Source organism: Candidatus Clostridium eludens (assembly GCF_045310515.1).
GTDB lineage: Bacteria > Bacillota > Clostridia > Clostridiales > Clostridiaceae > Clostridium_B > Clostridium_B eludens.
Genome location: NZ_JBJHZX010000050.1, coordinates 1 through 25,501, shown reverse-complemented (window position 1 = coordinate 25,501; position 25,501 = coordinate 1). Strand labels below are relative to the sequence as shown.

The following is a 25,501-nucleotide window of genomic DNA, read 5'->3' as shown; positions in this document are numbered from 1 at the left end:
TGGAGTTTTTCTTTTTCCTACTCATAGCTATAAGCTTTCCGGAACCACAGGTAAAACCTGTGGTATTCTAAAATAAATAAAAACGCACAAAAATAATTAATTTTAATTTTGTGCGTTTTTTGTGCGTTTTCACAATTACAAAATGGCAGGGGCAGTAGGAATCGAACCCACAACCAACGGTTTTGGAGACCGCTACTCTACCAGTTGAGCTATACCCCTATATTTAGTAATACTTTATCATATTTCAGTAAATCTATTGTAATGATTACTGACAAAATTTATTATAAGACAGAAAGCTTAATCAGTCAAGCACAATTTAATTAATTCTGTTGATTTTTTCTATTATTTATCATTGGAGCTGTATCTTGTACTGTTGGTTACACAGCACACAGCAATTCAACTTTAAATAAGTACATAAAATGCTAAATTATGAATATTGCTATTTAAAAAAGTGGTTAGTGTTTTATGTGAAATTGTATGGTTTTGCCATATAATTGTTACATTTATATGATATAATTATTACAAAAAAAATTATATTTAAGCAACGATTATGGAGGTTTATATACGATAAGCGAATTTTAAAAATTTAAACTCAAAAGCTTGGTTACTTCCTAATGAATTTTTAGCCAAAATTAGAATTTATACAGATAACATTGATAAATATCTAAGTGAGTATGAAAAACTGAAATGGATAAATGAGAAACTAATGATTTACATCTTGAATTGAAATTGTTAGTTTTCAGTTAGCTAAAAAAATAAGCAAGGAGTAAAGAATGGATTATAATAAACTTTATAATAAGTACATGGAGCTGTTAGAAGAGAATCAAATTTGAATCTTATGATAGACTATTTCCGAATCAGGACACTATGCCAAAAGAAGGCTTTGGAAATCTTATAGCCTTGCCAATGCAGCAAAATGCTAGAAAAAACAAAAATAGTGTTTTTATAGATAAAAACCTAGAACCCTATAAAGATCAATGGCATTTTCTAAGTTCTGTTGGTAAACTCACAAAAGATGAGATTGAGTTTTATATTTCTGAACTTTGTTCTGGTGATGAATTAGGAGAGTTAAAGGAAGATGTAGAGGAAGAAACTAAACCATGGGAAAGAATTAGGAAAAGCTATAAATTAAGTAATACAGATTTTTCAACTAATGTTCATATTATAAAAGCTAATATGATTTTTATAAAGAAAGAGGGATTTTCAAATAAAACTCTAAATTCTATTAAAAGAGTGGCAGTATTTAAAAATCCGGAATTTTATAAAGCTCAAGCTATGAGACTACCGACCTTTGATAAACCAAGAGTTATTTCTTTGTCAGAGGAAACGTCAGAATATTTATGTCTTCCAAGAGGCACAGAGAGTGACCTTTATAATTTATTTGATAAAAATAAAGTTAACTTTAAGTGCAACGATGAAAGGTATAGTGGTAAAACAATTTCAGTTATGTTTAATGGAGAACTTAGAGAAGAACAAGCGGTAGTTGCAGATGCTATGTTAAAACATGATAATGGAGTGTTATCTGCAACCACTGGTTTTGGTAAAACTGTTATTGGAGCTAGGTTAATAGCTGAAAGAAGGGTAAACACCCTTATAATTGTACATACTCAACAATTGTTAGAACAATGGAAAGAAAGGTTAAACCAGTTTTTAACAGTAAATGAATTTTTAAAGGTTGATGCACGAAAGCAGGCTGAAAAACAACCTTTTGAACATTATGTTATTCCGAGATTTACTTCTTTTAGAAAACCTGTTTGTCAAAATGAAAAAGAATGGACAATAGCAGAAATATATTCTGAAATAAGTACTAGTCAAATTAGAAATGAATTAATTATTAGTGATGTTATAAGTTGTGTAAAATAGGGCCGAAATCCCATAGTTTTAACTGAAAGAACAGCACATGTCGAAATACTTGCTAATGCTTTAGAAAAAAACTACCTAATGTTATTGTACTTACTGGAAGAATGTCAGTTAAAGAAAAGAAAACTGAACTAGAGAAACTTTCAAATATAGCAAAACAAAGTAGCTTTGTAATAGTAGCTACAGGTAAATTTGTAGGAGAAGGCTTTGATGAACCGAGACTAGATACTCTATTTCTTGCAATGCCTATAGCATGGAAAGGAACGCTACAGCAATATGCTGGTAGACTTCACAGAATATATGATAATAAAAATGAAGTTCAAATTTATGATTATGTTGATGTACATATTGGTGTATTAGAAAGAATGTATGAAAAAAGGTTAAAGGGATATGCTTCAATAGGATATTCCGCTAAAAGTGAGAGTAAACCATTTGAAACAATAAATTTAATTTATAACAATAATAATTTTTTAACTGTATTTAGTAATGATGTTTTTTCAACGAAACATGAAATTGTTATAGTTAGTCCTTTTATAAGCAAAAGAAGACTGTCACAAATGTTAAAACTTTTGATGATTGCAATAAAAAATGGAAATAGGATCAAGGTAGTTACTCGTCCAGAAACAGATTTTAAAGAAAAAGATAAAGGTGCTTTAATGGAAATGTATAAATTTATAAGGATGTCTGGAATAGATATTATTTTTAAAACAAATATACATCAGAAATTTGCAATATTTGATCAGAAAATTGTATGGTATGGAAGTATTAACCTTTTAGGTTATGGAAGTGCAGAGGAAAGTATTATGAGGTTAGAAAGTATAAACATTGCAAATGAGTTATTAGGTAGTATAGAATAAAGAATATTTATTGAATTATATTGAAAAAAATTTAGAATTTAATTCTTATGAGAAATGGCTATCCCATCACTGTTATAAGAATGGAAGAGAGATGAGTATATGAGTGCTCTTGAAAAAGCAAGTGTTGAAAATAATCTTGAGGATTTTATCAATAGTATAGCTAAAGCTGTAAATAGAAGCTTATAATAGTTTTATAAGTTGTTGTGGTGCAGTTATAGATCTATTAGATGTGTCACTTTTAGGCTCTTTAAATTTGAATCCTTTGCCATCTTTAACCCTATATTATTAACATCAAGTCTATCGGCAGTAGTTTTTATTTTTTTTATGAAGTCTGTATTCCATATCTTATCACTAGCGTTGTCATCCAATAATATATTCTGCAATCTTAAGCTTTCTGCAGTATTCTAAAATTAATGGTATAGCTCCTTCTTAAAATATAAAAGGCAGGTGAAAATAAAATTAAAATATAAAGCACCAATACAGTAGAATCATGGTATGGATATGTCAATACTGTATTGGTGAAATAGTATATTAAAAAGGTAGTATGATGTGTATTCAAAAATGTTTTTGGAAAACACAAGCTTAATACAGCTTATTCAACATGCTGTAGGATGTTACATATAATGAATTTTAGACGACGTAACTACTGGAACAAAAAGTATGAACGATGTTCCGTGACAATTGAATAATGCGATGTTTTAAAGAAGAATATTGATGCTTAGGTGCTAAAATATGGTATAATTTCCGTATATAAAGAGACTGAATTGCAATCTACAAATTCATATTCATAATCGGTAGGAGGAAAAAGCATGACAAGAAAATATAATTTATATCAAATAGACTCATTCACTAAGGATAAATTTGTTGGAAATCCAGCTGGGGTTATAACAAATGCTGATGGATTAACTTCGGATGAAATGCAGAAAATAGCTAGAGAACTTAATAATTCTGAAACAGCTTTTATCTTTTCTTCAAATAGTAATGAGTATGATGTTCATATAAGGTTTTTTACGCCAACAAATGAAGTGCCAATTTGCGGACATGCTACTATTGCTGCGCACTATGCCCGCGCTATTGAAAATACGCTTAACACTTCAAGAGTTTATCATAAGACAGGTGCAGGGATTCTTCCTGTTGATATAGTGAAAGAAAACAAAGATTACAAAATTACTATGACGCAAGGGAAAATTGAATTTGGCGATATTATTGAAGGGATAAATAAAAAAAATCTTTTATCAGCAATAAGTATAAGTGATGACGATTTATTAGAAGGTTATCCAATTCAGATTGTTTCAACAGGTCATTCTAAGGTTATGATTGGTATAAAGAACATTGCAACCTTAAATGAAATGAAACCTAATTATGATACCCTTTCTAAATTGAGCCATATTATTAAATGTAATGGATATTACGTTTTCACAGTTGATTCTCAGGATAGTGATATTTTGGTTCATGGTAGAATGTTTGCTCCTGCTATAGGTATTAATGAAGATCCTGTAACGGGTAATGCAAACGGTCCTTTAGGTGCATATTTGGTTCACCATAAATTGATCAATCATAATAATTCTTTACTTAAATTTAAAGCTAAACAAGGCGAAGCTATAGAACGTTCAGGTATTATTGAAGTGGAAGTAGTTATAGAAAATAATAAACCTGTAGAAGTTAAAATTTCAGGAAATGCTGTAATAGTATTTAAATCCGAGTTGTTATTGCAATAATTATTCAAAGTTGAATTCTACGGTGTTTTTGTGTTGCACTTCAAACTCTTTGTGATAAAAATAGATACCGGGAATTATACATTCCCGGTATGGGAAAAAAGTGATTAATTATTAATCCAGGAGATATTAACATATAAACTCTTTATACAAATAGGATGTGTAAAATTAGACTTATTATACATGGAAACTCAATTATAGAGGCAGGTGATTAAATGCTTTTTTATGATTTTGAAGTATTTAAATATGATTGGCTAAGGATAATTATGGATACTGATACTCATAAGGCCAATGTAATAGTAAATAATCCAGAAGAATTAAAAGCTTTTTATGAAAATAATAAATGCAATATCTGATGTGGATATAACAGTAGAGGTTATGGCCAATATATTTTAAAAGGGATTTTATGTGATTTTAACCCAAAAGAAGTTAATGACTGGATGATATTTGAAATCACAATTCCAGATACTCTAAAAATAGAATCTAAATATCAAATATATAGTTGATTGGTATAAGAATCCCCTTAATAGGGATTATACGAAAAAATTAAATACAGAAGTTGCTGGAGTACCTCATATTTTTGTATGGGGAGGACTTCATGGAGCCATATAAAAATAAGTACCAAGTATATTGTTGGTGCTTATTTTTATGTTCAATAAAAAACAAAGGAATAATATACTAAATGTAATCATTATTTAACATTCAATACACATTATGGCAATAATTAGCATGTACAATAAAAGTGTCCTAAGTTATTAAAACTTAGAGGAAAAGTGAGTGCCTGTCATCTAGGGTGCTTATTTTTTTACTGTGTAAATATTTATTTAACGTATGCAAAATAATATCATAACAATTATTAATTATAATAATAGCTATAAAATAATAGGCCAAATAATGCTACAGGCCCCAAATGTGCAAAAGTTTATATCTCTTATGGCATAGATGTAGGAATAAGTACCAAATGTATTGTTGGTGCTTATTTTTTTATTATGTAGGTTGTGGGATGTAATGGCTGCCACACGCACTATATATAAAGATACATGGGAGGTGAGTTCATGGGAAAGTCAAAATGGGATACCGTAAAAGAAAGGTGTTGATTTTGCTGCATCTATGCAAGCTTGAGGAAGAAACTATTTTATTCTTATTGAAAAGGAAGTGGGAAATATTGTTGATACATAGAGCAATTATAGGTTGGAAAAACCACGTATTTGGGTTTTAAATCTTCTTCATTAATTTTATTATTAATCATTTTAATAAACTGTGCATAGCTTGTGTATAGTTTTAATTCTAGGCTCTGTTTAAGAATGATATTGAAAATTCATGATATAATAGTTAAGACATAATTGTAATTTTATTATGAGGAAGTAAGTATTGATTTAAATGGAGGAAGAAATGTGGATAAGAAATTATTCTATTTAAAACTAATACACACAATGATATGGACCTTTTATGTTTTTGTATTTTTCTATATATTATATGCAGGGATTTATAATAAGATAGATTTATATTTATGGATTGCAATTGGCTTGGAAATTATTGAAGTTGTAATTTTGATAATTTTTAAAGGAAAATGCCCTTTAACAATTTTAGGATATAAATATATTGATAATCCTGAAGTTGGATTTGATATATTTCTGCCAAGATGGTTGGCGAAATATAACAAACTTATATATGGTTCAGGTTTAGTTATCGTGATGCTCATAATTATATATAGAATAGTAAAAATAAAATAAATACTTTTCTTAATATGTTATATAGATAAGAGTTAAAAGTTATTCTTGAAATATAAGTACACATCCTTCTTAATATTATTCAATAGCTAAAGCTTGAATCCAAAATAGATACAAGCTTTAATAGATTGGTAAGTGTATATTTGAAGGATTTATCTATAGTTTGTACGGTTATAAAATAATTATTACAAATGTTTTTATAAATATTCAATTCCATATTATAACATTTGCTTTTCAGTACGTGGCATAGCTGATAGTATTACCCTTACTGGGTTAATTCACAATGTTTATTCGTTGCTCAAAACCTGCTTTATTATAATATTTCTACATAATACAACAATATGCCAAAGTAGAAAAATGTGATACAAACATGCTAAAACAGCAGTACAACTTGCGATGGAGAGAAGAAAAGCATTTGCTGAAGGATACAAAATTAGTAAATTAGACTACGCCACATGTTGACATTCTTTTTGCAGGAATGGTCATCTTTGGACACTGCAGCAGTACCTTTAAGCTCTTGATAATACATGATAGTGTAATTTAATTATTGTATTATATATAATTGACTAAAATATTTATCTGTGTTAGAATATGAATGAATTTGAAAATATTCATTCATATAATTGCGTGAATATTTCATTTTAATTGACAAGATATTCCATAGGCCAAGATTTTTTGATAAGATTTTTGCAGTAATTGTTATGCAAGGTATCTTTGGTGGAAAGACATTATTAAATATCTAGAAGGTATGGGAGCAAAATTTGGATTTAGTGTATCAAGGGGTAGTTGGGTGTCTACATTATAACTAATGACTAAACTTCAGCAGAAATAACTAAAACAGAAAATGAAGTATCCGTTGAAGAATTTTATAAAGGTCTTTTTAATTCTTTAGGGTACAAGATGGTTAAACATAAGTAAAGAGATTTTCTAGACTACAGGGAGGTAACTTACATGATTGATAAAAAAGCGGATATATTAAAGTGTGGAAGAGAGTTGTTCAGTTCCAAAGGGTTTAAAGATACAAGTATTGCTGAAATAACAAAAATGGCTGGTATGGCTACCGGCACTTTTTATAATTATTATCCTTCAAAAGATAAGCTGTTTATGGAGATTTATTTGGAAGAAAACGTGAAACTAAAAAGGAACATAATGGAATCTATTAATTTAGAAGCTAGCCCTATAGATGTTATGAAGAAAATCATGTTTCTCAATCTCAAGGGAATGACCTCAAATCCCATCTTAAAAGAATGGTATAACAGAGATGTTTTCAATAAAATAGAACAAAGTTTTCGTGAGGAAAACGGATTTGATTGTGTTGCTTTTTTATATGACAATTTTATTGAAATAGTAAAGAAGTGGCAAATCGAAGGAAAAATGAGAAATGACATAGATGCTGAGGTGATTATGGCAATTTTTTCTGCTTTAGTCAATGTGGAAACACACAAGGAAGAGATTGGACTTAAATATTTCCCACAAGTTTTAGAATACTTAGCGGAATTTGCAATGAAAGGCTTGATGGATTGCTCTGGGAAAGAATAATCTCAAAAGGTGGAAAAATAAATTAAATGGGAAGCATAATTATTATGAAAAGGAGCAAGGGGTTAAAAATGAAAAGACAGGGGAAAAGAAAAATTGGATGGGTTATTTTTCTTGCAATTATTGCTGCATTAGGTGTAGTAGGAGCAGTAGGCTGGTGGTATATATCAAAAGAACATAATGAAGCTAAAAATCTCTCTCTTGACGCTGTGAATTTCAGCAAGCTGAACGACGGTACTTATATCGGGGAATACGAAGGCGGAATGTACAAATGGAGAGCCAATAAAGTACAGGTTACCGTATCCTCGGGCAAGGTTACTGATATTAAAATACTAGAGCATAAAGAAAATCAAAAGCTGGAATTTACAGGCGAGCTATATAATAGAGTAATCAAAGCCCAGTCGCTGCATGTAGACGTCATCAGTGGAGCTACTCTTACTTCAAAAGCCTATCTGAAGCCTGTGGAAAACGCTCTCATTAAGGCACAGAAAAAATAGGGAAGGATTTCGTTTTGCCAATGTGGCAAAAATATATGTGAAAAATTTAGGAGGTTTTATTATGAAGATTGCAGTTATTTCCTACTCATTAACTGGTAACAACGAAGTTTTAGCCAACAGTATAGCAGAAGAACTTGTAGTGGAGCACATCAAAATTAAAGAACTTAAATCTAGGACTATTGGTTCAATTGTTCTGGACATGATTTTTAACAGAACACCACAGGTACAACCAACACCTGATAAATTGGGAAATTGTGATTTGATTCTCTTTTTTGCGCCGATTTGGATGGGACAGGTGGCTACACCGCTTCGTGCTTACTTAAAGCATCTTAAAACAAATCCGTGTAAATATGCTTTCATTTCAATAAGCGGTGGGGCCGATGGCGCAAATCCAAAACTGGCAGGTGAATTGAAAAAAAGAGTAGGAAAGGAACCTAATGCACTTATGGATCTGCATGTTGCTGATCTATTGCCTTCAGACCCGAAACCAACTCGAAAATATACATCAGCTTATCGAATAAATAACGGAGATATTAGAAAATTAACTGATACAATTATAAAAACTGTGAGAGAAATGATTCAGAACTAGGAGTAATTAAATTTTGGTCACGATAGAACTGTATATTTGGCGAAAGGTTTTATTCTTGCCAAATGATACAAGTTAAATTAACTCCACAGCCCCCTTCATTTAAGAGGCTACATCCCATGTAAAGAATTATCGACATGAAGTATAAAAAATATTACAACGTGCATATAAAAACATACATCGAGTAAAAATAAATATATCAGTACCAACTTAATTAAGGGAGAAAATATGAATGAAAGCAATTGTATGCACAAAATATGGATCACCAGATGTCCTTAAATTAAAAAATGTAGAAAAGCCTGCTATTAAGGATAATGAAGTATTAATAAAAATACATGCTGCTGCAGTAACATCAGCGGATTCGGCATTTCGGAGGGGTGACCCGTTTATATCTAGATTCTTCAATGGTCTCTTAAGTCCAAGATCAATACCAGTGGAGCCGATAAAGTGATCGACTATACCAAAGTGGATTTTACTAAAACAGGTCAGACCTATGATATCATTTTTGACGCTGTAGGCAAGAGCTCATTTTCACATTGTAAAAGGTCGCTAAAACAAAGAGGGATCTATATTTCAACTGTCCCTACTCCAGTACTTATGCTTCAAATGTTATGGACCTCAAAGTATCTCGCAAAAAAGGCTCTATTTATGGCTACAGGTTTGAGAACTGCAAGTGCAAAGGCGAAAGATCTAATTTTCCTCAAAGAGTTAGTTGAGACTGGAAAGATAAAACCCGTCATTGATAGATGTTATCCGCTGGAGAAGATTTCAGAGGCTCATAGCTATGTTGATGAAGGACATAAAAAGGGAAATGTAGTCATCACTTTGTAGTATAAGCTAGACGATTCAATTGCCATAGCGGTACTATAGGTAGTATAGGTAGATATCCTAACGTTGATTCAGTGGAAATAATTTTTAGGTATTATAACAAAGTAAAAAACATAGGGTAAAAATAAACAATTAAATATTATACAATAATTTATTATAAAATGAAGGAGATTATGAAATGAAAAATGTAGTAATAATCGGTTCGGGAATCGGCGGCCTTATTACAGGAAATCTTCTTGCAAAGAATAGCCATAAAGTAACCATATTTGAATCCCACAGCATGCCTGGCGGCTATACTGCCGGATTTTATAGGAATGGTTATTATTTTGAGAGCGGTACTCTTTCTTTTGAGGCTTCAGCATCAGTATTCAAGGCAATGAAGGACATCGGAGTGTTTGAAAAGATAGACTTTGTAAAACAGAAAATGAGATTTGTTTCGGAGGATATCGACGGGATTCCTGAGAATTACGATAATTTTAAAAAAATGATTTACTCCGCTTTTCCATCCGATAAAGAAAAGCTTGATAGGGTGTTTCCAGATTTGGATAAAATAGTTGATCTGATGGGGAACGTAGATGAACCCATGCCATTTCTTTTAAGTGGACTTAAATTATTAAAATTAATGATTCCATATGTCATGAACGGTCCAAAACTGATGAAGCTATCAAAAAAGTATGGCGATATGACCTCGTCGGACTTTGCCGAAATTTATTTCGAAAAAGACTCAAAACTGTTCAAGCTGTTCAGCGGATTTGGCTATCCGGATATGCCGGCCATGTTTGTAGGCGCCAGTTTACCAGGAATGCTCACCGACTATTGGACTGTGAAAGGCGGGATGCAGTCATGGGCTGACGTTCTAGTTGAAAACTTCAGGAAGTTGGGTGGAGTTTTGAAGCTGAACTCGTTTGTTGACAAGATAATAACAAAAAATGGAGTGGCAATTGGAGTTTCATGTAAAAACACCATTTATGAAGCAGATTATGTTATTTCTGCCGGAGATTATAAAAAAACCTTCTTGAAACTTTTAGATGATAATAGCCTTATTCCACAGAAACTCTTGAATAATATCGACAGGTCTACTGTTTCAGAGAGCTTCTTTACAGTATATCTGGGTTTAAATATGTCAAATGAAGAACTTGGCAAATATATGAAAGCTCCTCATGTAATTTTTTTTAATAATAAACCTGATTATGATATTTATAATTCACAAGATCCAGAGTTTTTCAGCAAGACGTCTGCTTCGCTTTATTCACCGTCAATGATAAACTCCAATCATGCTCCCAAAGGGAAAGCCTCATTGATGCTTCAGGCAATGATGCCTCACCATTGGATGAATAATTGGGGCAGCGGTGACAAGGAGATATATGAACAATTGAAGGAAAAAGCTATGTATGCAATGATAGAAACCGCATCGATACTGATTCCTAACTTAAGGGAATATATCGAATATAAAGACGCTGCAACTCCACTGACTTATGAAAGATTTACTCATAATACCGATGGGGCAAGCTCCTCATGGAGTTGGAACCCAAAGAAGAAGTTCTATAAAAACACTATGAGCGTGAATATAAAAACACCGGTGAAAAACCTGTATATTGGTTCATGCTGGGCAATGCAGATTGGTGGTGTGCCCGGTGCTCTTGCAGCAGCTTATCAGTGTGTCAAAAAGATAAAGTAAATCGGATACAGTAGGAAACAAAGGTAAAATTTAAAAAATGAAATTTCAGAAAAAAATCTGAGGTTCCACTTCTTGGATAGCACAAATAAGCCTATTTGCTAAGCTTAAAGTTAATAGTTTATATTAAGCTACCTTTTTATAGCTATGATAAATCTCACCAAGAATAGCTATTGATTTTTACTGATTTTATGGAGTTTGGTAAGGAGGTGAAAATTTGAACTCCTGGGGTCATTTCCCTAAAAACTGAAATAATTTTGCGAAATTCTATTATAAAGTTTTCACTACCTTCAGGTTCTTTTACATCCGCAACCCAAAGTCTAAGGGCTGGTTCTGATATATCTAAACTCTTAGAAACCTCACTGATTACTCCACCTTTTTCAATATCCATTTTTACAGCACTTGCTCTAAATTCTTCCTCATATCTTTTTTGTTTATTATCTGTCATTTTTCTCGCCTCCATGATTTTATTATATAATCACGAAGTTGTGTTCGTCAAAGTCAGCATAACTCACTCTAGTTAATAAATAAAAAGAGAGGACTATTGAAATGATTGTGTTTATAATAAATGTTAGTAAGTTTTTTCAAGTATAAGTATATAAGTAAATGGACATTAGAATATATTTTTTTAACTATTTCGTAATATGAAAATTTGTCTGCAGGTAAGTTATAAGTTTATTAATCATTTAATCCATTTGTTTACAAGTAAAATTACATTTCCAGTTTTTTCTTAACCCAATCTATTATTTCAGGAAATACTTCATCTAAATAGTTCATGGTGCAATGTTCACCATACTCATAATACTTAAGGGTCTTTTCTCCTCTTGCCCATCTCATTATTTTCTCAGAGTGAGTTTGAGGAGAAGGCATTACTTCATCTTTTCCTGCATGGTAGAATAATAGAGGTATCCTCAAATTAGGCTGCTGTTCAATATCCCAGTCAAATCTATTATTTACTTCTTCTAATGTCTCACATCCAGTCATATAAGTAACACCACGTTGCCAAATTGGATTAAGCTGTTTTAATCCCTGTAACCCACCTATATAAACAAGTCCACTATTTCCGACCACAGCTTTTACTCTTTTATCATATGCTGCACACATGGGTGCTAAATATCCTCCTAAGCTAAATCCAATTAACGCAATTTTAGTTAAATCAATTTTATATATTTTTTGATCTTCAAACCAATCAATAATCGTCGATACTACTTTGTGGTATTCTCTTACATCAAACTTCATGTTTTTCCATAGTTCACCTTGGCCAGGGCCATCAAAAGTAAAATAATTAAAACCATGTTGTTTGAATAATGTCCCTTGGGAATGACCTTCGGCTTCCTTTATATTATCCATTCCATTGATAAAAACAATGAGCGGTTTATTAGAAAAGGGCGAGAGTCTTAAATATCCTGGTATCTTTACTCTATTAAATTCTATTTTGATTGGTATGGGTTTTTCCCCTTCGTTATATAAACTAATTGCTTTTTTATAGCTCTTTCTAGCCTTATCTTGAGTATTTTCTTTTTGAATACTGTCAATAAAAAATATATGCTGACCTACATGGTAACAACCCACTGCTTCATGAAATAATTCTTTTGCTTTTATCATATATCCATTCTGCAAAGCTTCTTCTGCCATTTTATATAGAATGTCACCTTCTTTAGTCCATTCACTACACCATTGTAACCAATTAGGAATTCTTCCAACTACTCTTTTTAGTCTTCCATAGGCTATTCCGAAAGATAAGAACCTCCCATACCATCTGCTATAAATTTTCTTCTCGCTAAAGATAAACTTGAATGCAAGCTTTTCTTTTAAAGTTAATTTAACCATAAAATTCTCCTTATACAAATTATAATAGTTAGTAGATATAGATATTATAGTTACAACAACTATTGAGAGAAATCAAAATTCCTATTCGGCATTTTTGTATATCTTATCTAATACATTTGTAAATATCTTTAGTTCCTCTTCAGATATGTCCTTTGTAAATTGCTTATTAAGTGATTTAACGTAGGGTATAAGATCATCAAATATTTTTCTTCCTGCCTCTGTAAGATAAATACAAGAACTTCTTCTATCACTTCTATGTTTTTCTCTTACTACATATCCATTTTTAGAAAGTATATCCAATATCCTAGTTACGTTAGTCTTATCTTTGTATGCTTTTATTGCAATTTCGCTTTGAATTAAACCTGGTTCTACATATAATACATTTAATATTGTCCATTGTTCAAAGGTAATATTATAACCTTTTTTTAAAAATAAACTAAGAATTTTTCTCTTAATGCAAACTTCACTTTTAATTATTAAATATCCAATTAATTGAGTATAATCATATTGTGTTTCCAAGTCATCACCTACTTAAATAAAGTTGTTATAAATATTATAGTTGTGACAACCTTATTTGTCAATACAATCAGTTCCGTCACAACTTAAGAATAAAATGTCATTTAAATTTTCAATTTTAATTATTATACCTTGAATTATCAAATATTTGTATTATACTCATAAAAATGAATACACTAAATAATATTATTATACGGGAGGTGATTATTTTGAAAACAATGAAAAAAATATTGGGTGTAGTGATGATAATACTTGGCATATCAGGAGTAATTCTACCACTTCTCCCAGGATGGATGTTTATACTGGCAGGATTTGGGATGTTGCTTCCTCAAAACAAAAGCCAGTGTACTTATTAATTTTAGAGTGGTGATATTATGGGATCGTTGGTCAAAATTTCCCTTATAGGAGCAGTGGCAATTTTTTCTGCAAAGCTCCTAAATGTACTCGCAATAATTATACCGTTGATTTAAATATACTGTGTTCAATTAAACAGGCCTTATTTACAAGTTTTCTAAAACTTTAATAAAATAGATTAATATTTAATTAAATGTCTGTATAATGGGGTTAAATCCCTCGGCTTCCAGCCTAAACCGTTAGGTAAACTCGGGACGTAGTTGAAATGTTACAGATGAAGTAATAATAGATTATATAAGAAGTTAAAAAATTGATGGACTTTAAAAGGGTGATAATTTTACAGCAGAATCATTTTAAGCTGCTTAAGCAGCAAATACAACCCACCTGCTCCAGCGGTGATGCTATTTTCATAGCTGTTAAAGCAGCTCACGTAGCTGTAACTGCTGTTCCTAGAAAAGTTGGTATTACACTCCTCTACGAGCTTTCATGTTAACATTCCTCCATACTAATTATTTTAAATTTAGTTGCTTGGAGAATTGTGTAAGCGTTGATTTCCTTAACTTTTTAGCCGTTAGGCTTTTATATTTTCCTTCACTATGAAATAATAAATGTTACCACACAAAATAATAAAACATAGAGGAGGCGAACAAACATGTTTTGTCTTAATAAAATTAAGCAACTGAATATTTTAACAGGTATCTGAATTAAAACACATAACTACTAAACGATCGGTTCATTGAGTTACTTGCTAGTAACTTTGATATTAATGCCTTTATTCCTAATTCATTTAAAGAACACTGACCTTGCCTCAATAAAATAGACAGCAAAAATCCATAATTATCTTAATTTTTCTTAGTATCACTATGAAGCCTCCCACATCATAAATGGAGGAATATATCCATTTGTTGAATGAGTCCTATGGAGGGTTATAGAATAACTCTATGTATTCAAAAACAGCTCTTTTAGTCTCCCTAAAACTAAGTTGGAGTTCTATTTTTTATTTATGTATTAATTCATGCCTATAATTTTTTATGTTAATTGTGGACTTGATTGGTGAAGGCGAGCTGAATGAAGTTTCATACACACTTTCTCGTAGTGAAATTATAATGTCTTTTAAAATATTCTGTAATGTTAAACCCGAGTTAAATATCAATAAAAAGTATAAACTTATAAATAATTATGTCGAGAACATGATAAATTAAAAATTAAATAGCAAATAATAGCTTGTAATCAAGAGCGTAGTTAGCAGAATTTAGGTTTAGACAAAAAAAGACATACAATAATTGATTTGGGGTGAAGTAAAGTGATAAGAATTAAAAGTATTAGAACAAGAACTATTATAACTATTCTTCCTGTTACAATAATGGTTTTAATTATTTTATCAGTGTTAAGTTATTATACTGGAAAAAATATTATCAGCCAGCAAATTGATAGTAAAATATCTTACAAAATGAGTGAACTAAAGTTATCAGTCAATAACAGAGTTGCTTCACACAGCAGAATTGCTGAGACTTTAGCAAGAAATATTGAAGTTTGTGGAAACACCATGTCTAAAGATGAATATAAAAGCTTAGTACAAAAATATACCGCAATTAATGAAGATACTTTTGGAGTAGGAGTATGGTTTGAACCTTATAAATATAAGGAAAATGTAAAGTTTTTTGGACCTTATGCATATAAAGACAATGGTAAGGTTGTGTACACAGAAGATTATATGAAAGATAATTATAACTATCCTTCTCAGGATTGGTATAAAGCAGGGAAAACCACAAAAGATAAAGTAGGTTGGACTGCTCCATATTATGATGATAATACCAAAATTACTATGGCAACTGTTTCAGCACCATTTTTTGATGAAAAAGGTAATTTTATTGGAGAGGCTAGTGGGGATATTAATCTAAGCAATCTAGAAGATATGGTTAATAAAGTTAAGTTTGGTCAGTCTGGAAAGGCTTTTTTGATTACAAATAACGGCTCATATATTGCTGGTGTAGATTCAAAAAAAGTAATGAGATCGAAAATAACGGATGATTCCAGGTTTTCGGCTGTTAGCAAAGACATACTAAGTGGTAAAAGTGGTAATGGTTTTTATATGGATGGTAATGATAAAAGGATTATTTATTATGCACCTGTAACTTCAACAAATTGGATATTAGGTATTACTGTTTCACAAAAAGAATTATATAGTCCCTTGCAAGGCTTAGTATCTATACTTGTTCTACTTAGTATATTTTTAATAGTAATAATTACGGCTGCCATATTTTTTTATAGTAACTACATAACAAAAAATATAAATCAGGTTACTAAACTAACTTCTATTATCTGTGATGGAGACTTAACTTATACTCTGGATGTTAACTCTCAGGATGAATTAGGACATATGGCTCAGGACTTAAATAAAATGTCATCAAATTTGAAAACAACTTTTCATTCTGTTACTAGTAATATTGATCATATTGTGGGCACATCTGAAGAGCTAACTGCAAGTGCAGAACAAACTCAGTCGGCTGCTGAACAAGTGGCTGCAGCAATGCAAGAAGTATCCCAGCATGCTGAATTACAAACTAAAGATACCGGATCTATATCTGAAGCAGTTACACAAATTCATAATGGTATAAAAAATATAAAAGAAAGTGTAAACTTAACAACTGGATTATCTTTTAATTCTACGAAAGTAGCTAAAAACGGCAACAATATAATAAATGATGCAATAGAGCAAATGGAGAACATAAGCTTACAAGTTTCCCAATCAACACATATTGTAAATGTGTTAGGTGAAAAATCTAAAGAAATAGGTAGTATTATTACCATAATAAATAACATATCCGAACAAACAAACCTCCTTGCTTTAAATGCTGCAATAGAGGCAGCCAGAGCAGGACAGCAAGGAAAAGGTTTTGCTGTAGTTGCTGAAGAAGTTAAAAAATTAGCAGAACAATCAGGAACTGCAGCAGGAAAAATTAGTGATCTTATAAAGGAGATACAGCAAGATATTACCAATGCAATAGCAGCTATGAGTAAAGGAAATGCATCAGTAGATACCGGAAAAACTATGATAAATGAGGCTAGTAATTCATTTAAGGATATAGCAGGTTCTGTTAAAAATGTTGCAGAACAAATGGGACAAATAGAAGAGGTTATTGAAGGGTTATATAATCATTCTGATAATATGGTGAGTGGAATACAAGATATTTCTAGTCTTTCAATTAAATCTTCTAGCTATATTGAAAATGTGGCAGCAGCTTCGGAAGAACAAACTGCACTTATGAAGCAGGTATCAGTTGCTGCACAATCATTGACCCAAATAGTAATAGAATTACAAAGTAAAATATCTGCATTTAAAGTTAGTTAATACATAATCAAGTGGTTCTAAGATTCAGGTGGAGTTTATTCATGATGAATCTTAGAAGAACTTTATAAAGGGGCGTAGTAGAATCTTATTAATCTTTTTATATCCTGCTAAGCATAGTTACTCCAGCTACTGTCCCCCAATCCATTAGAGTAAGAGCTAAATGTCCATGTTGTAGTGACACAATAGTAATCATGAGGAAAATAGAACCGAGAATTTCGAGACCACCGATAAAAGTTCTAAAACGGCATAAATTATGGAGAGTGTGATTAGTTCAAACCATGGGGCGGGGAAAGTATATATGTAATTAAGTAAAAGTGCAACAATTATAGAGGTATCTTACAGTTTTACTCTAAATTCTGTACTAAAATATAAGAAAATATTAAACTTAAGGATATGTAAGGTATATTGAAACCCCATAGTAACTGCCCCGTGGCTTCGTTTTATAATTCGTTTCAGAAATTGAGCAACTTTAGCATACAACACCATTTAATTATGCATTTTATGGTGTTAGTTTTCATAAACTCAAGATCCAAATCTATTGAAAATGTGATATAACTATTAAAATTGAAGCTGTGATGACTTTTGATGGAGATAATTACTTTTTAAATTCTATACAACACATATGTAAAATCCATAGAACATATAAAGTTTACATAAATATTAAATATAATGTTATCACTCTTAATATTATATCAACAATCCTTAGTTATAATTTTTAAATGCTAGCAAGTTATTGCATGCTTTTTACAACTTATGTAAATAAATTGTATTGAGAATTTTATAGTTGGAGATGGTTATTGATATGGAAAAGAGAGCAATATCTATAAAAGAGAGTAAAAATATTATATGTGGGAGTACTATCAATGGAAATAATAATTATGTTGAAGATACTATGATTAATATTAGTTATAATGAATTTGATGATTATAAAAAGATAGAAAAGGATATTAAAAGAGAAAAAAATTTTTTTAGTAGGTTAAATGATGATGAATCAGAAAAAAGACAAGAAACTTTAGAATATATAGAAGAATTAGAGAAAAAAAGACAATCCTTTATCTCTGAAGTTTATACATTAGCTGAGATCTTTAACAAGATACCATTTAAATCTCAGCGACTTAAGGATGCTGAAAAATATTTTATAGAAGGCAAACTTAGAGAAGCTAATACAATTTTAAAAACAGAAGATATGTATGTTGATAAAGACAGAGCTTTAATAGATAGAAAAATTGTAAATAAAAAGTGTTCAGATTTATCTAATGAATTTTTAGTAAAAGCAAAACTTACATCATTGAATTATGAAAATCCTACTAGTTTTAAAGATAAATATAAATACTATAAAGATTCAACAGAGTTATTCTCCAATTTTAATAATGTATTTCAATATACAATTTTGCAAGCTGATAGAAATAACTATGAAGTAGCAGAGAAAAATTATAGAGAAGCCCTAGGCAAGTATAGAAAATTAGCAGAAAAAAATCCTGAAACCTATGTACATTATGTAGCAGACATATTAAACAATCTTGCAATTTTACAGTTCAATAGAAATGACTATCAAGTAGCAGAGAAAAATTATGGAGAAGCTCTAGAAAAGTATAGAAGATTGGCAGAAAAAGATCCTGAAACATATATGCCTGATGTAGCAATGACATTAAATAACCTTGCAATTTTGCAAGCTGATAGAAATAACTATAAAGCAGCGGCGAAAAGTTATGAAGAAACCCTAGAAAAGTATAGAAGATTAGCAGAAAAAGATCCTGAAACATATATGCCTTACGTGGCAACAGTATTAAATAATTTTGCAGTTTTGCAAGCTGATAAAAATGACTATGAAGCAGCAGAGAAAAATTATGGAGAAACCCTAGAGAAGTATAGAAAGTTAGCAGAAAAAAATCCTGAAACATATATGCCTGATGTAGCAATGACATTAAATAACCTTGCAATTTTACAAGCTGATAGAAATGACTATGGAGCAGCGGAGGAGAATTATGGAGAAGCTCTAAGTATAAGAAGAGAATTAGCAGAAAAAGATCCACAAGTATATAGTTTAGGTGTAATAGAAACTTTAATTAATATTGCTATATTATATTTAAACTCACTTGGAGATAAAAACAAAGTAGCACTGTTATGTTTGGAAGCAAAGCAGTATATTAACGTTTGTCCGCTTGGTGAGAATTATACTGAAACATGTGATTCAATATTACAATACTGTAGAAACCATCTTTAAAATTTAATTAAAATTGTTCTAACATTCATATAACATTTATTTCATAATATTAAGCTGAGGTGAATGTTTGTGAGTGTACAAATATATCATAATTTTAACTTCAAGATTTATAAATCTAGGAAAGGATATATATTACACAACATACACAAGGAATTTTCGGAAGGACATACACACGTAGAAAGATATGATACTTGTATGGTAATGATTAAACTTCTTGAAAGGAGGCAGTTGCCTAAGAGTAAAAGTAAATACTTTATTGAAAGTTTAATAAGAGTTAGTAATGATAAAAAGTATATAAGCAAAATTATTAAACTTATGTAATTTTAATTTATCAGTAAAGTTTGTATTAGTAGAATAAAGGAGGGTTATATATAATATGGAAAAATCAATTAGTAATAATGAGGAAAGTATCATTACATCTTTAATAAAAGCCATTCCCATTATCAAGGATGCTTTACCCGTAGACAGCATGTTTGCTGTGACAGATAAAGAAAGATTTTTATATTATGTTTCAGGTGAAAATATGAATGTAAAAGTTTTACCTGGATCTCTCATTCCTCATCAATCTGGAATGTATATATGTCAACGAACTGGTAAAAAGGTACTGGAGGTTTTACTTGAGGAGGTTTATGGAATTCCTGTAAAATCAAGCTCAGTTCCAATTAGAAACAAAGAAAATCATATTATTGGAGCATTTGGTATAGGTCTAAGTGTTGATACACAGAAAAAATTGTATGAGTCCTCTGAAAAAATTGCTGCTACTACAGAAGAAATATATGCAACAATGGAAGAATTAACGACCAGTTCCACAAAGCTTGCTACAGATTTAGATTCACTAAAAAAAGTTGGAGAGAGTACAATTGAGGAAATCAAAAAAACATCTAAAATATTACAACTTGTTAATGAAATTGCAACAAATTCTAAATTACTTGCTTTAAATGCAGCAATTGAAGCAGCAAGAACAGGTGAACAAGGTCGTGGCTTTGCAGTAGTTGCTAAGGAAATACGAAAAATGGCGGATAACAGTGCAAAGTCTATAAAAAATATAAATGAGATTCTTTTATTTATTGAAAGTGGGATATCTAGTATAGTGCAAGAACTGGCACAAATTGCACAATTAGGAGAAGAACAATCTGCTGCTACAGAAGAAGTTTCCACATGCATACAACAGCTTACATCATTGGCAGCTGATATAGAAAGAGTTGCTAAGACTACAATTTAATTGAAATGAAGAAGTGTGTTGAAATTTAAAGAAATAAAATAACTATAGCACTATTCAATTATACTATATGGTCGAATGGTGCTATAGTGTAGTTGCATACACCCTTTAGAAAATTTATTGGAGATTTTATGGTTATCGCTCTAAATGGTACATATTTTATTTTACTAAATATTGAAGAATCAAGATTCTTACTTTTAGATAATCAAGATTTTTGTACTGATGCAATATTTCTTTAAGATTCTTAGTTGTTTAGCACAATATTAATTTATTATTTATATCCTGCTAAGCATAGTTACTCCAGCTACAGCCCCCCAATCTATTAGAGTAAGAGCTTGGGTTCCAAAGTATGGGTTTAAAAATGGCAGGTATATAGTACCTAGCAGCATAGCTATGGAAGAGGCAGCCGCAATGCTAGTATACCTATTAGGAAGCGTTGATTTGTTTCTTCTGCAGTCATAAACATTGGCAAGCTGGGAACATACTAAACTGGAAAAGGCTAAGGTCCTTGCCTTATTTAATCCTGCACCTAAAAGCATGGAGCCTTCAAATATTGCAAAGGTGGTTAAACCTATCCCAATACCTCTTCTAACAATTTGTGATCCCAGTTTTCTATCAATTAATGGTTCATATCTTTTTACAGGTGGATTATCCATGACTTCTTCACTTGAAGGTTCTGTTGCCAGTGTAGAACCTAGAATACTTTCTGAAATTACATTTATCCATAATATTTGTAGGGATATAAGAGGCAAAATTCCTCCTATAGTGGAAGCTAATGCAATGGCTATTACTTCACCTATGCTGCCTGCCAATAAATATCTCATTGAATTTTTTATATTATTATTTACAGTTCTTCCTTCTTCAATAGCTCTTACTATAGTGCAAAAATCATCATCCATAAGGGTTATAGATGCAACGTCTTTTGCCACGTCACTTCCATTGCTCCCCATAGCTATACCTACATTGGCTTCTTTTATGGCTGGTGCATCATTTACTCCGTCGCCGGCCATGGCAACTATATATCCAAACCGCTTAAAAGCCTTTACAATTCTATGTTTTTGTTCCGGTGATGTCCTGGCGAAAATTTGTATTTTTTGAATTTTAGAATCTAGTTTTTCGTCAGTCATGTCCTCCAGCTCATTTCCTGATATAACCAATCCGTCAGTTAATAGACCAAGTTCTCTTCCTATAGCAGCTGCAGTATTTTTGTGATCCCCTGTAATCATTACAACTCTGATTCCTGCATTATGACATTTTTGTATGCACTCTTCAACACCTTCCCTTGGAGGATCTTCCATTCCTACCAGCCCCAGAAAAACAAAATTATTATCAATATCGCCGGAGGACTTATTATCTACTTTTTTGTATGCAAAGGCTAAAACTCTAAGAGCATTTTCACACATTTCATCACATACAGATAATAGCTTTTCTTTATCCGTTGATGTTAACAGTCTCTCAACTCCGTCATCATATATTGTTTTACACTTTTCTATGACACAATCTAAGGAACCTTTACAATATGCTATTTTTCCATCCGGGCTTTTTACCATTACTGTCATAAACCGTCTGGAACTATCAAAAGGAATTTCTCTTAGACGTTCATTTGCTTCTTTTATTACATGTTCATCTAAGTCCAGCTTATGTGCAGCAGTTATTAGAGACCCTTCTGTTGGATCTCCTTCTATGGTCCATTTATTTTCTTTATTTACTAAAGAAGCATTATTACAAACTACTCCTGCAGTCAACAATTTTTCTAAACTGGCCTTTTTTGTTGGGGCACCTTCAATAAGGTTGATTTCTCCTTTTGGATTATACCCTGAACCAGTTACGTCATACAAGCATTCATCTGCATAAATTCTCTTTACTGTCATCTCATTCATGGTAAGCGTTCCTGTCTTGTCGCAGCAAATTACATTAGTAGAGCCTAGAGTTTCTATTGAATTTAGATTTCTTACAATTGCATTGTGCTTGCTCATTCTCTGTACTCCAAGAGCCATTGAAACAGTTACAATAGCTGGAAGACTTTCTGGCAAGGCCCCAATAGAGAAGCTTACTGTGGCAGCTAATACTTGAGCTAAACTTCTACCTGCAAGTAAAGATCCAAAACCTATAACAGCGCAGGAAATTAAACATATTTTAGTTAATTTTGCAGTGAAGTTTTGTATTTTTAATTGAAGGGGAGTAGCTTCTGATTTTATGTTTTGGAGCATTGCTTGAATTTTACCAATTTCAGTATTCATTCCTGTAGCTACAACAACTGCTTTCCCTCTTCCACATATTACATCAGTACCCATAAATAGCATATTGTGTCTGTTACCCAGCTCCATATATTTATTACAGATGTCTATGGACTTAACTACAGAAGTGGATTCGCCAGTTAGGGAAGCTTCTGTAGTTTTTAAATCATTACATTCAATTATTCTGGCGTCGGCAGGAATTTTATCTCCTGCTTCCAGTAAAATAATATCACCAGATACTAAATGTTTAGCATTTATATAAATTTCTTCACCATTTCTAAGCACTTTAGCTTTATGTACAAGCATGTCTTTTAAAGAATATAAAGATTTTTCTGCTTTATATTGCTGGGCTGTTCCAATTAGGGTCTCTATAAGTACTATACCAAGTATAGCTATAGCATCAGGTATTTGACCTAAAAAAAACGAAATGGCACTAACCCCCAAAAGTAACTTTGCTGAGAAGTCATTTAAACTTTTTATAAACTTAGATATCAGAGAACTTTTCTTTTTCTCTGATAAAACATTTAGTCCTAGTTCCTTAATCTTTTCCTTTACAGCTTTATTGGTTAAACCAGATTGAAAATTCGTTTTAAGAATATTTTCTATTTGGCGCTTATCTACAGCATGCCACATTGTTGAATTATCAGTTGATGAATTTTTACCAGGAAGGGGGGCTCTGATATCTTCAAAGGCAATAGACTCTGACATTTCTCCATCAATTCTGTTAATTTGAATTACATTGGCATTGTGCTTTATATTTGACTTTCTTATATAAATGGTAATTTGTTTTTCTATATAGCTTTCCGATACTATGTTTTCATCAAATATTATAAGTACTTTGCCTGTTATAGGATTAGCTTTTGCCTCAACGACTCCTTTAATAGACATAATGAAATTAGTTATGTTTTTTGACATATTCTCATTTCTGTATACGGATTTGACAGGTATCCTTATTCTTTTATACAGAATTTGGTCATTTGGTTTTTTAATATTTGATCTATTGTTAGGCATATAAAACACTCTTGCATCACCTTTCTTTGAAGTTTATCCGAACGCTACCATTGCTAACACCCCCATCGCACTCTGTGAAAGCGATTCACACAAAATTAAAAATTTTGGTTCTCTGCTTTTCTATCAAAGTGGGAGATAAGCACTGCTGCGCGCCTGGATAAGTTCTTCTAAGGTTCAGATGAAGAAAAGAATTTCTCATAAGCAAACTCCACCTGAACCTAAGAATCACTTGATAAAGTATTGTATTGTTATAGCAATAATCCAAGTAGTGTTCCCTAAAATTCTGCCAACTATTCCTTAATATATTTAAAATTTATTTAACATGGATGTTACACTGCCTTTACTTCATTAGCATAAAATAAGACCTGTATGATTATAGTTCCTTTAGTAAATTGGATTATTTATTTTTATGTGAAATGATTAAAATAAAAGGAGATAATTATGATAAATTCATGTACTCATTTTAAATACCGTGTAAGTGAATTTGAAAGATCTTGCATTTTATTAATAGAAGAAGAATTAAATGTGTTTTTTTCTGCATGCTTAAGATCTGCTGAAATCTATTCAGTTATGGCAGCAGGTAAGCCATCATTACATGATAAAAAGATATTTGAAGAATTAGTGATATCTCCTGAGGCAGTTGAAAATCTTATAAAAAATATAATGTTAAAGATTAATAAAGAACTTAAAAAAGATGTAGGTTATATACAGCTAAATTATGAATCTACAGATTTATTCCACATCAGCAGCAACTACAATGACTTTATTGATAATACTGTCAGGGCCTTTAGAACTACCCAAGTGGTAACAAAGGCCAGTGAAAAAATTATAGATTCTGTAATTTCATACATGTTTGACAGGATATGTCCTGATACAATAATAAATAACCTATTAAAAAAAATAATTTCTGGTAAGAAAATATTAGGAAACAATAATCTAGAAAATCAAATAGAGAGACATGGGAAATTGATTTATAGGCAAATAGAGGGATTTTTGATTAATGTAAAGACTAACTTGAGAAATGGGTTAATTAAAGTGCTTACTACACTTATAAACAGCGTTGAAAAGTCAGTTTCAATTGCATAATTTAATTACAAAAAGCCTCTGGTAGTAGTCAAAGGCTTTTCTATTTATTAATTATTATCAAAAAATCAATATTATATTTATTGCATTGTTCTTTTTCTATTATTTTTAGTCCTACTCATCTCCACTCCTCCAAGAACTATATGTGCTAAACCAAAACCAATTGCTCCAGAAGCAACTAATGGTGCTATTTCCATAGCTGTTAAAGCAGCTCCAGTAGCTGTAACTGCTGTTCCCAGAAAAGTTGGTATTGCTCCTCTACGAACTTTCATGTTAAATTCCTCCCCACTAACTATTTTAAATACTATACTATATATAATGCCATTTATTATATTAATCTATGCCTGTAAAATGTTTAGGATAATTCATATATTTCCAATTATATAAAGTT

23 protein-coding genes and 1 tRNA gene are annotated in these 25,501 nt (G+C 31.2%); 17 read left to right on the top strand and 7 right to left on the bottom strand.

Features of this window, described 5'->3' with window-relative positions; genetic code table 11:
• Positions 1–143 precede the first annotated feature (143 nt).
• A tRNA-Trp gene (locus tag ACJDU8_RS21965) sits at positions 144–219 on the bottom strand.
• 648 nt (positions 220–867) lie between these two features.
• Here ACJDU8_RS21965 and ACJDU8_RS21960 point away from each other — a divergent pair.
• On the top strand, positions 868–1,863 hold the full coding sequence (locus ACJDU8_RS21960; protein ID WP_406794316.1) for a TOTE conflict system archaeo-eukaryotic primase domain-containing protein: 996 nt from the start codon (positions 868–870) through the stop codon (positions 1,861–1,863).
• A gap of 101 nt (positions 1,864–1,964) precedes the next feature.
• Positions 1,965–2,717, top strand: coding sequence for a phospholipase D-like domain-containing protein (locus tag ACJDU8_RS21955; RefSeq protein WP_406794315.1), 753 nt, complete (start codon positions 1,965–1,967; stop codon positions 2,715–2,717).
• A gap of 212 nt (positions 2,718–2,929) precedes the next feature.
• Here ACJDU8_RS21955 and ACJDU8_RS21950 read toward each other — a convergent pair whose 3' ends face one another.
• Positions 2,930–3,100: a hypothetical protein gene (locus tag ACJDU8_RS21950; protein ID WP_406794314.1), complete on the bottom strand. Its 171-nt coding sequence runs from the start codon at positions 3,098–3,100 to the stop codon at positions 2,930–2,932.
• Between the two features lie 426 nt (positions 3,101–3,526).
• Here ACJDU8_RS21950 and ACJDU8_RS21945 point away from each other — a divergent pair, with 426 nt between their 5' ends.
• The 9 genes from ACJDU8_RS21945 (at position 3,527) to ACJDU8_RS21905 (ending at position 11,287) form a co-directional block, all read left to right on the top strand.
• A complete protein-coding gene (locus ACJDU8_RS21945) occupies positions 3,527–4,435 on the top strand; it encodes a PhzF family isomerase (RefSeq protein ID WP_406794313.1) in 909 nt (302 codons plus the stop codon).
• Positions 4,436–4,647: 212 nt separating this feature from the next.
• Complete coding sequence (locus tag ACJDU8_RS21940) at positions 4,648–4,788, top strand: hypothetical protein (protein ID WP_406794312.1); 141 nt, start codon at positions 4,648–4,650, stop codon at positions 4,786–4,788.
• 1,038 nt (positions 4,789–5,826) lie between these two features.
• Complete coding sequence (locus ACJDU8_RS21935) at positions 5,827–6,165, top strand: hypothetical protein (protein ID WP_406794311.1); 339 nt, start codon at positions 5,827–5,829, stop codon at positions 6,163–6,165.
• Between the two features lie 948 nt (positions 6,166–7,113).
• Positions 7,114–7,701 carry a TetR/AcrR family transcriptional regulator gene (locus ACJDU8_RS21930; RefSeq protein ID WP_406794310.1) on the top strand — a complete coding sequence of 196 codons (588 nt, stop codon included), beginning with the start codon at positions 7,114–7,116 and terminating at the stop codon, positions 7,699–7,701.
• Positions 7,702–7,727: 26 nt separating this feature from the next.
• Positions 7,728–8,195: an FMN-binding protein gene (locus tag ACJDU8_RS21925; protein ID WP_406794309.1), complete on the top strand. Its 468-nt coding sequence runs from the start codon at positions 7,728–7,730 to the stop codon at positions 8,193–8,195.
• A 61-nt stretch (positions 8,196–8,256) separates the two neighbouring features.
• Entirely contained in the window at positions 8,257–8,784 is a 528-nt protein-coding gene (locus tag ACJDU8_RS21920) for a flavodoxin family protein (protein ID WP_406794308.1), read from the top strand.
• Between the two features lie 229 nt (positions 8,785–9,013).
• Positions 9,014–9,232, top strand: coding sequence for a hypothetical protein (locus tag ACJDU8_RS21915; protein WP_406794307.1), 219 nt, complete (start codon positions 9,014–9,016; stop codon positions 9,230–9,232).
• Complete coding sequence (locus ACJDU8_RS21910) at positions 9,229–9,612, top strand: zinc-binding dehydrogenase (protein WP_406794306.1); 384 nt, start codon at positions 9,229–9,231, stop codon at positions 9,610–9,612. Before ACJDU8_RS21915 ends, ACJDU8_RS21910 begins: the two co-directional genes overlap by 4 nt.
• A 175-nt stretch (positions 9,613–9,787) precedes the next feature.
• Positions 9,788–11,287 carry a phytoene desaturase family protein gene (locus ACJDU8_RS21905; protein WP_406794305.1) on the top strand — a complete coding sequence of 500 codons (1,500 nt, stop codon included), beginning with the start codon at positions 9,788–9,790 and terminating at the stop codon, positions 11,285–11,287.
• A 154-nt stretch (positions 11,288–11,441) separates the two neighbouring features.
• Here the strand turns inward: ACJDU8_RS21905 and ACJDU8_RS21900 are convergent, their stop codons facing one another.
• The 3 genes from ACJDU8_RS21900 to ACJDU8_RS21890 all read right to left on the bottom strand — a co-directional run bounded on the left by ACJDU8_RS21900 (position 11,442) and on the right by ACJDU8_RS21890 (position 13,633).
• Positions 11,442–11,732, bottom strand: a complete 291-nt coding sequence (locus ACJDU8_RS21900) for a transposase (protein ID WP_406794304.1) — start codon at positions 11,730–11,732, stop codon at positions 11,442–11,444.
• A gap of 263 nt (positions 11,733–11,995) precedes the next feature.
• A complete protein-coding gene (locus tag ACJDU8_RS21895) occupies positions 11,996–13,114 on the bottom strand; it encodes an alpha/beta hydrolase family protein (RefSeq protein ID WP_406794303.1) in 1,119 nt (372 codons plus the stop codon).
• An 81-nt stretch (positions 13,115–13,195) separates the two neighbouring features.
• Positions 13,196–13,633, bottom strand: coding sequence for a MarR family winged helix-turn-helix transcriptional regulator (locus ACJDU8_RS21890; RefSeq protein WP_406794302.1), 438 nt, complete (start codon positions 13,631–13,633; stop codon positions 13,196–13,198).
• Between the two features lie 206 nt (positions 13,634–13,839).
• Between ACJDU8_RS21890 and ACJDU8_RS21885 the strand changes: the two genes are divergently transcribed.
• From ACJDU8_RS21885 to ACJDU8_RS21865, 5 genes are all read left to right on the top strand, one after another.
• A complete protein-coding gene (locus ACJDU8_RS21885) occupies positions 13,840–13,986 on the top strand; it encodes a hypothetical protein (RefSeq protein WP_406794301.1) in 147 nt (48 codons plus the stop codon).
• Positions 13,987–15,287: 1,301 nt separating this feature from the next.
• Positions 15,288–17,336 carry a methyl-accepting chemotaxis protein gene (locus tag ACJDU8_RS21880; protein WP_406794300.1) on the top strand — a complete coding sequence of 683 codons (2,049 nt, stop codon included), beginning with the start codon at positions 15,288–15,290 and terminating at the stop codon, positions 17,334–17,336.
• 802 nt (positions 17,337–18,138) lie between these two features.
• Positions 18,139–19,560 carry a tetratricopeptide repeat protein gene (locus tag ACJDU8_RS21875; RefSeq protein WP_406794299.1) on the top strand — a complete coding sequence of 474 codons (1,422 nt, stop codon included), beginning with the start codon at positions 18,139–18,141 and terminating at the stop codon, positions 19,558–19,560.
• Positions 19,561–19,623: 63 nt separating this feature from the next.
• Positions 19,624–19,881, top strand: coding sequence for a hypothetical protein (locus tag ACJDU8_RS21870; RefSeq protein ID WP_406794298.1), 258 nt, complete (start codon positions 19,624–19,626; stop codon positions 19,879–19,881).
• Positions 19,882–19,936: 55 nt separating this feature from the next.
• Complete coding sequence (locus tag ACJDU8_RS21865; RefSeq protein WP_406794297.1) at positions 19,937–20,782, top strand: methyl-accepting chemotaxis protein; 846 nt, start codon at positions 19,937–19,939, stop codon at positions 20,780–20,782.
• A gap of 272 nt (positions 20,783–21,054) precedes the next feature.
• Here the strand turns inward: ACJDU8_RS21865 and ACJDU8_RS21860 are convergent, their stop codons facing one another.
• A complete protein-coding gene (locus ACJDU8_RS21860; RefSeq protein ID WP_406794296.1) occupies positions 21,055–24,027 on the bottom strand; it encodes a cation-translocating P-type ATPase in 2,973 nt (990 codons plus the stop codon).
• Between the two features lie 441 nt (positions 24,028–24,468).
• On the opposite strand from ACJDU8_RS21860, the gene ACJDU8_RS21855 reads away from it, so the two are divergent.
• Positions 24,469–25,113, top strand: coding sequence for a hypothetical protein (locus tag ACJDU8_RS21855; RefSeq protein WP_406794295.1), 645 nt, complete (start codon positions 24,469–24,471; stop codon positions 25,111–25,113).
• A 77-nt stretch (positions 25,114–25,190) separates the two neighbouring features.
• Here the strand turns inward: ACJDU8_RS21855 and ACJDU8_RS21850 are convergent, their stop codons facing one another.
• The gene (locus tag ACJDU8_RS21850) at positions 25,191–25,382 is read right to left on the bottom strand and encodes an asparagine synthase (RefSeq protein WP_406794294.1); all 192 of its coding nucleotides are present in this window, start codon (positions 25,380–25,382) and stop codon (positions 25,191–25,193) included.
• Positions 25,383–25,501 lie beyond the last annotated feature (119 nt).

Coding starts and splice junctions, on each gene's coding strand:
- ACJDU8_RS21960 (WP_406794316.1), top strand. CDS start 868: ATGCCAAAAGAAGGCTTTGGAAATCTTATAGCCTTGCCAATGCAGCAA.
- ACJDU8_RS21955 (WP_406794315.1), top strand. CDS start 1,965: ATGTCAGTTAAAGAAAAGAAAACTGAACTAGAGAAACTTTCAAATATA.
- ACJDU8_RS21945 (WP_406794313.1), top strand. CDS start 3,527: ATGACAAGAAAATATAATTTATATCAAATAGACTCATTCACTAAGGAT.
- ACJDU8_RS21940 (WP_406794312.1), top strand. CDS start 4,648: ATGCTTTTTTATGATTTTGAAGTATTTAAATATGATTGGCTAAGGATA.
- ACJDU8_RS21930 (WP_406794310.1), top strand. CDS start 7,114: ATGATTGATAAAAAAGCGGATATATTAAAGTGTGGAAGAGAGTTGTTC.
- ACJDU8_RS21925 (WP_406794309.1), top strand. CDS start 7,728: ATGGGAAGCATAATTATTATGAAAAGGAGCAAGGGGTTAAAAATGAAA.
- ACJDU8_RS21920 (WP_406794308.1), top strand. CDS start 8,257: ATGAAGATTGCAGTTATTTCCTACTCATTAACTGGTAACAACGAAGTT.
- ACJDU8_RS21915 (WP_406794307.1), top strand. CDS start 9,014: ATGAAAGCAATTGTATGCACAAAATATGGATCACCAGATGTCCTTAAA.
- ACJDU8_RS21905 (WP_406794305.1), top strand. CDS start 9,788: ATGAAAAATGTAGTAATAATCGGTTCGGGAATCGGCGGCCTTATTACA.
- ACJDU8_RS21900 (WP_406794304.1), bottom strand. CDS start 11,732: ATGACAGATAATAAACAAAAAAGATATGAGGAAGAATTTAGAGCAAGT.
- ACJDU8_RS21895 (WP_406794303.1), bottom strand. CDS start 13,114: ATGGTTAAATTAACTTTAAAAGAAAAGCTTGCATTCAAGTTTATCTTT.
- ACJDU8_RS21875 (WP_406794299.1), top strand. CDS start 18,139: ATGGAAAAGAGAGCAATATCTATAAAAGAGAGTAAAAATATTATATGT.
- ACJDU8_RS21870 (WP_406794298.1), top strand. CDS start 19,624: ATGTTTGTGAGTGTACAAATATATCATAATTTTAACTTCAAGATTTAT.
- ACJDU8_RS21865 (WP_406794297.1), top strand. CDS start 19,937: ATGGAAAAATCAATTAGTAATAATGAGGAAAGTATCATTACATCTTTA.
- ACJDU8_RS21860 (WP_406794296.1), bottom strand. CDS start 24,027: ATGCCTAACAATAGATCAAATATTAAAAAACCAAATGACCAAATTCTG.
- ACJDU8_RS21855 (WP_406794295.1), top strand. CDS start 24,469: ATGATAAATTCATGTACTCATTTTAAATACCGTGTAAGTGAATTTGAA.
- ACJDU8_RS21850 (WP_406794294.1), bottom strand. CDS start 25,382: ATGAAAGTTCGTAGAGGAGCAATACCAACTTTTCTGGGAACAGCAGTT.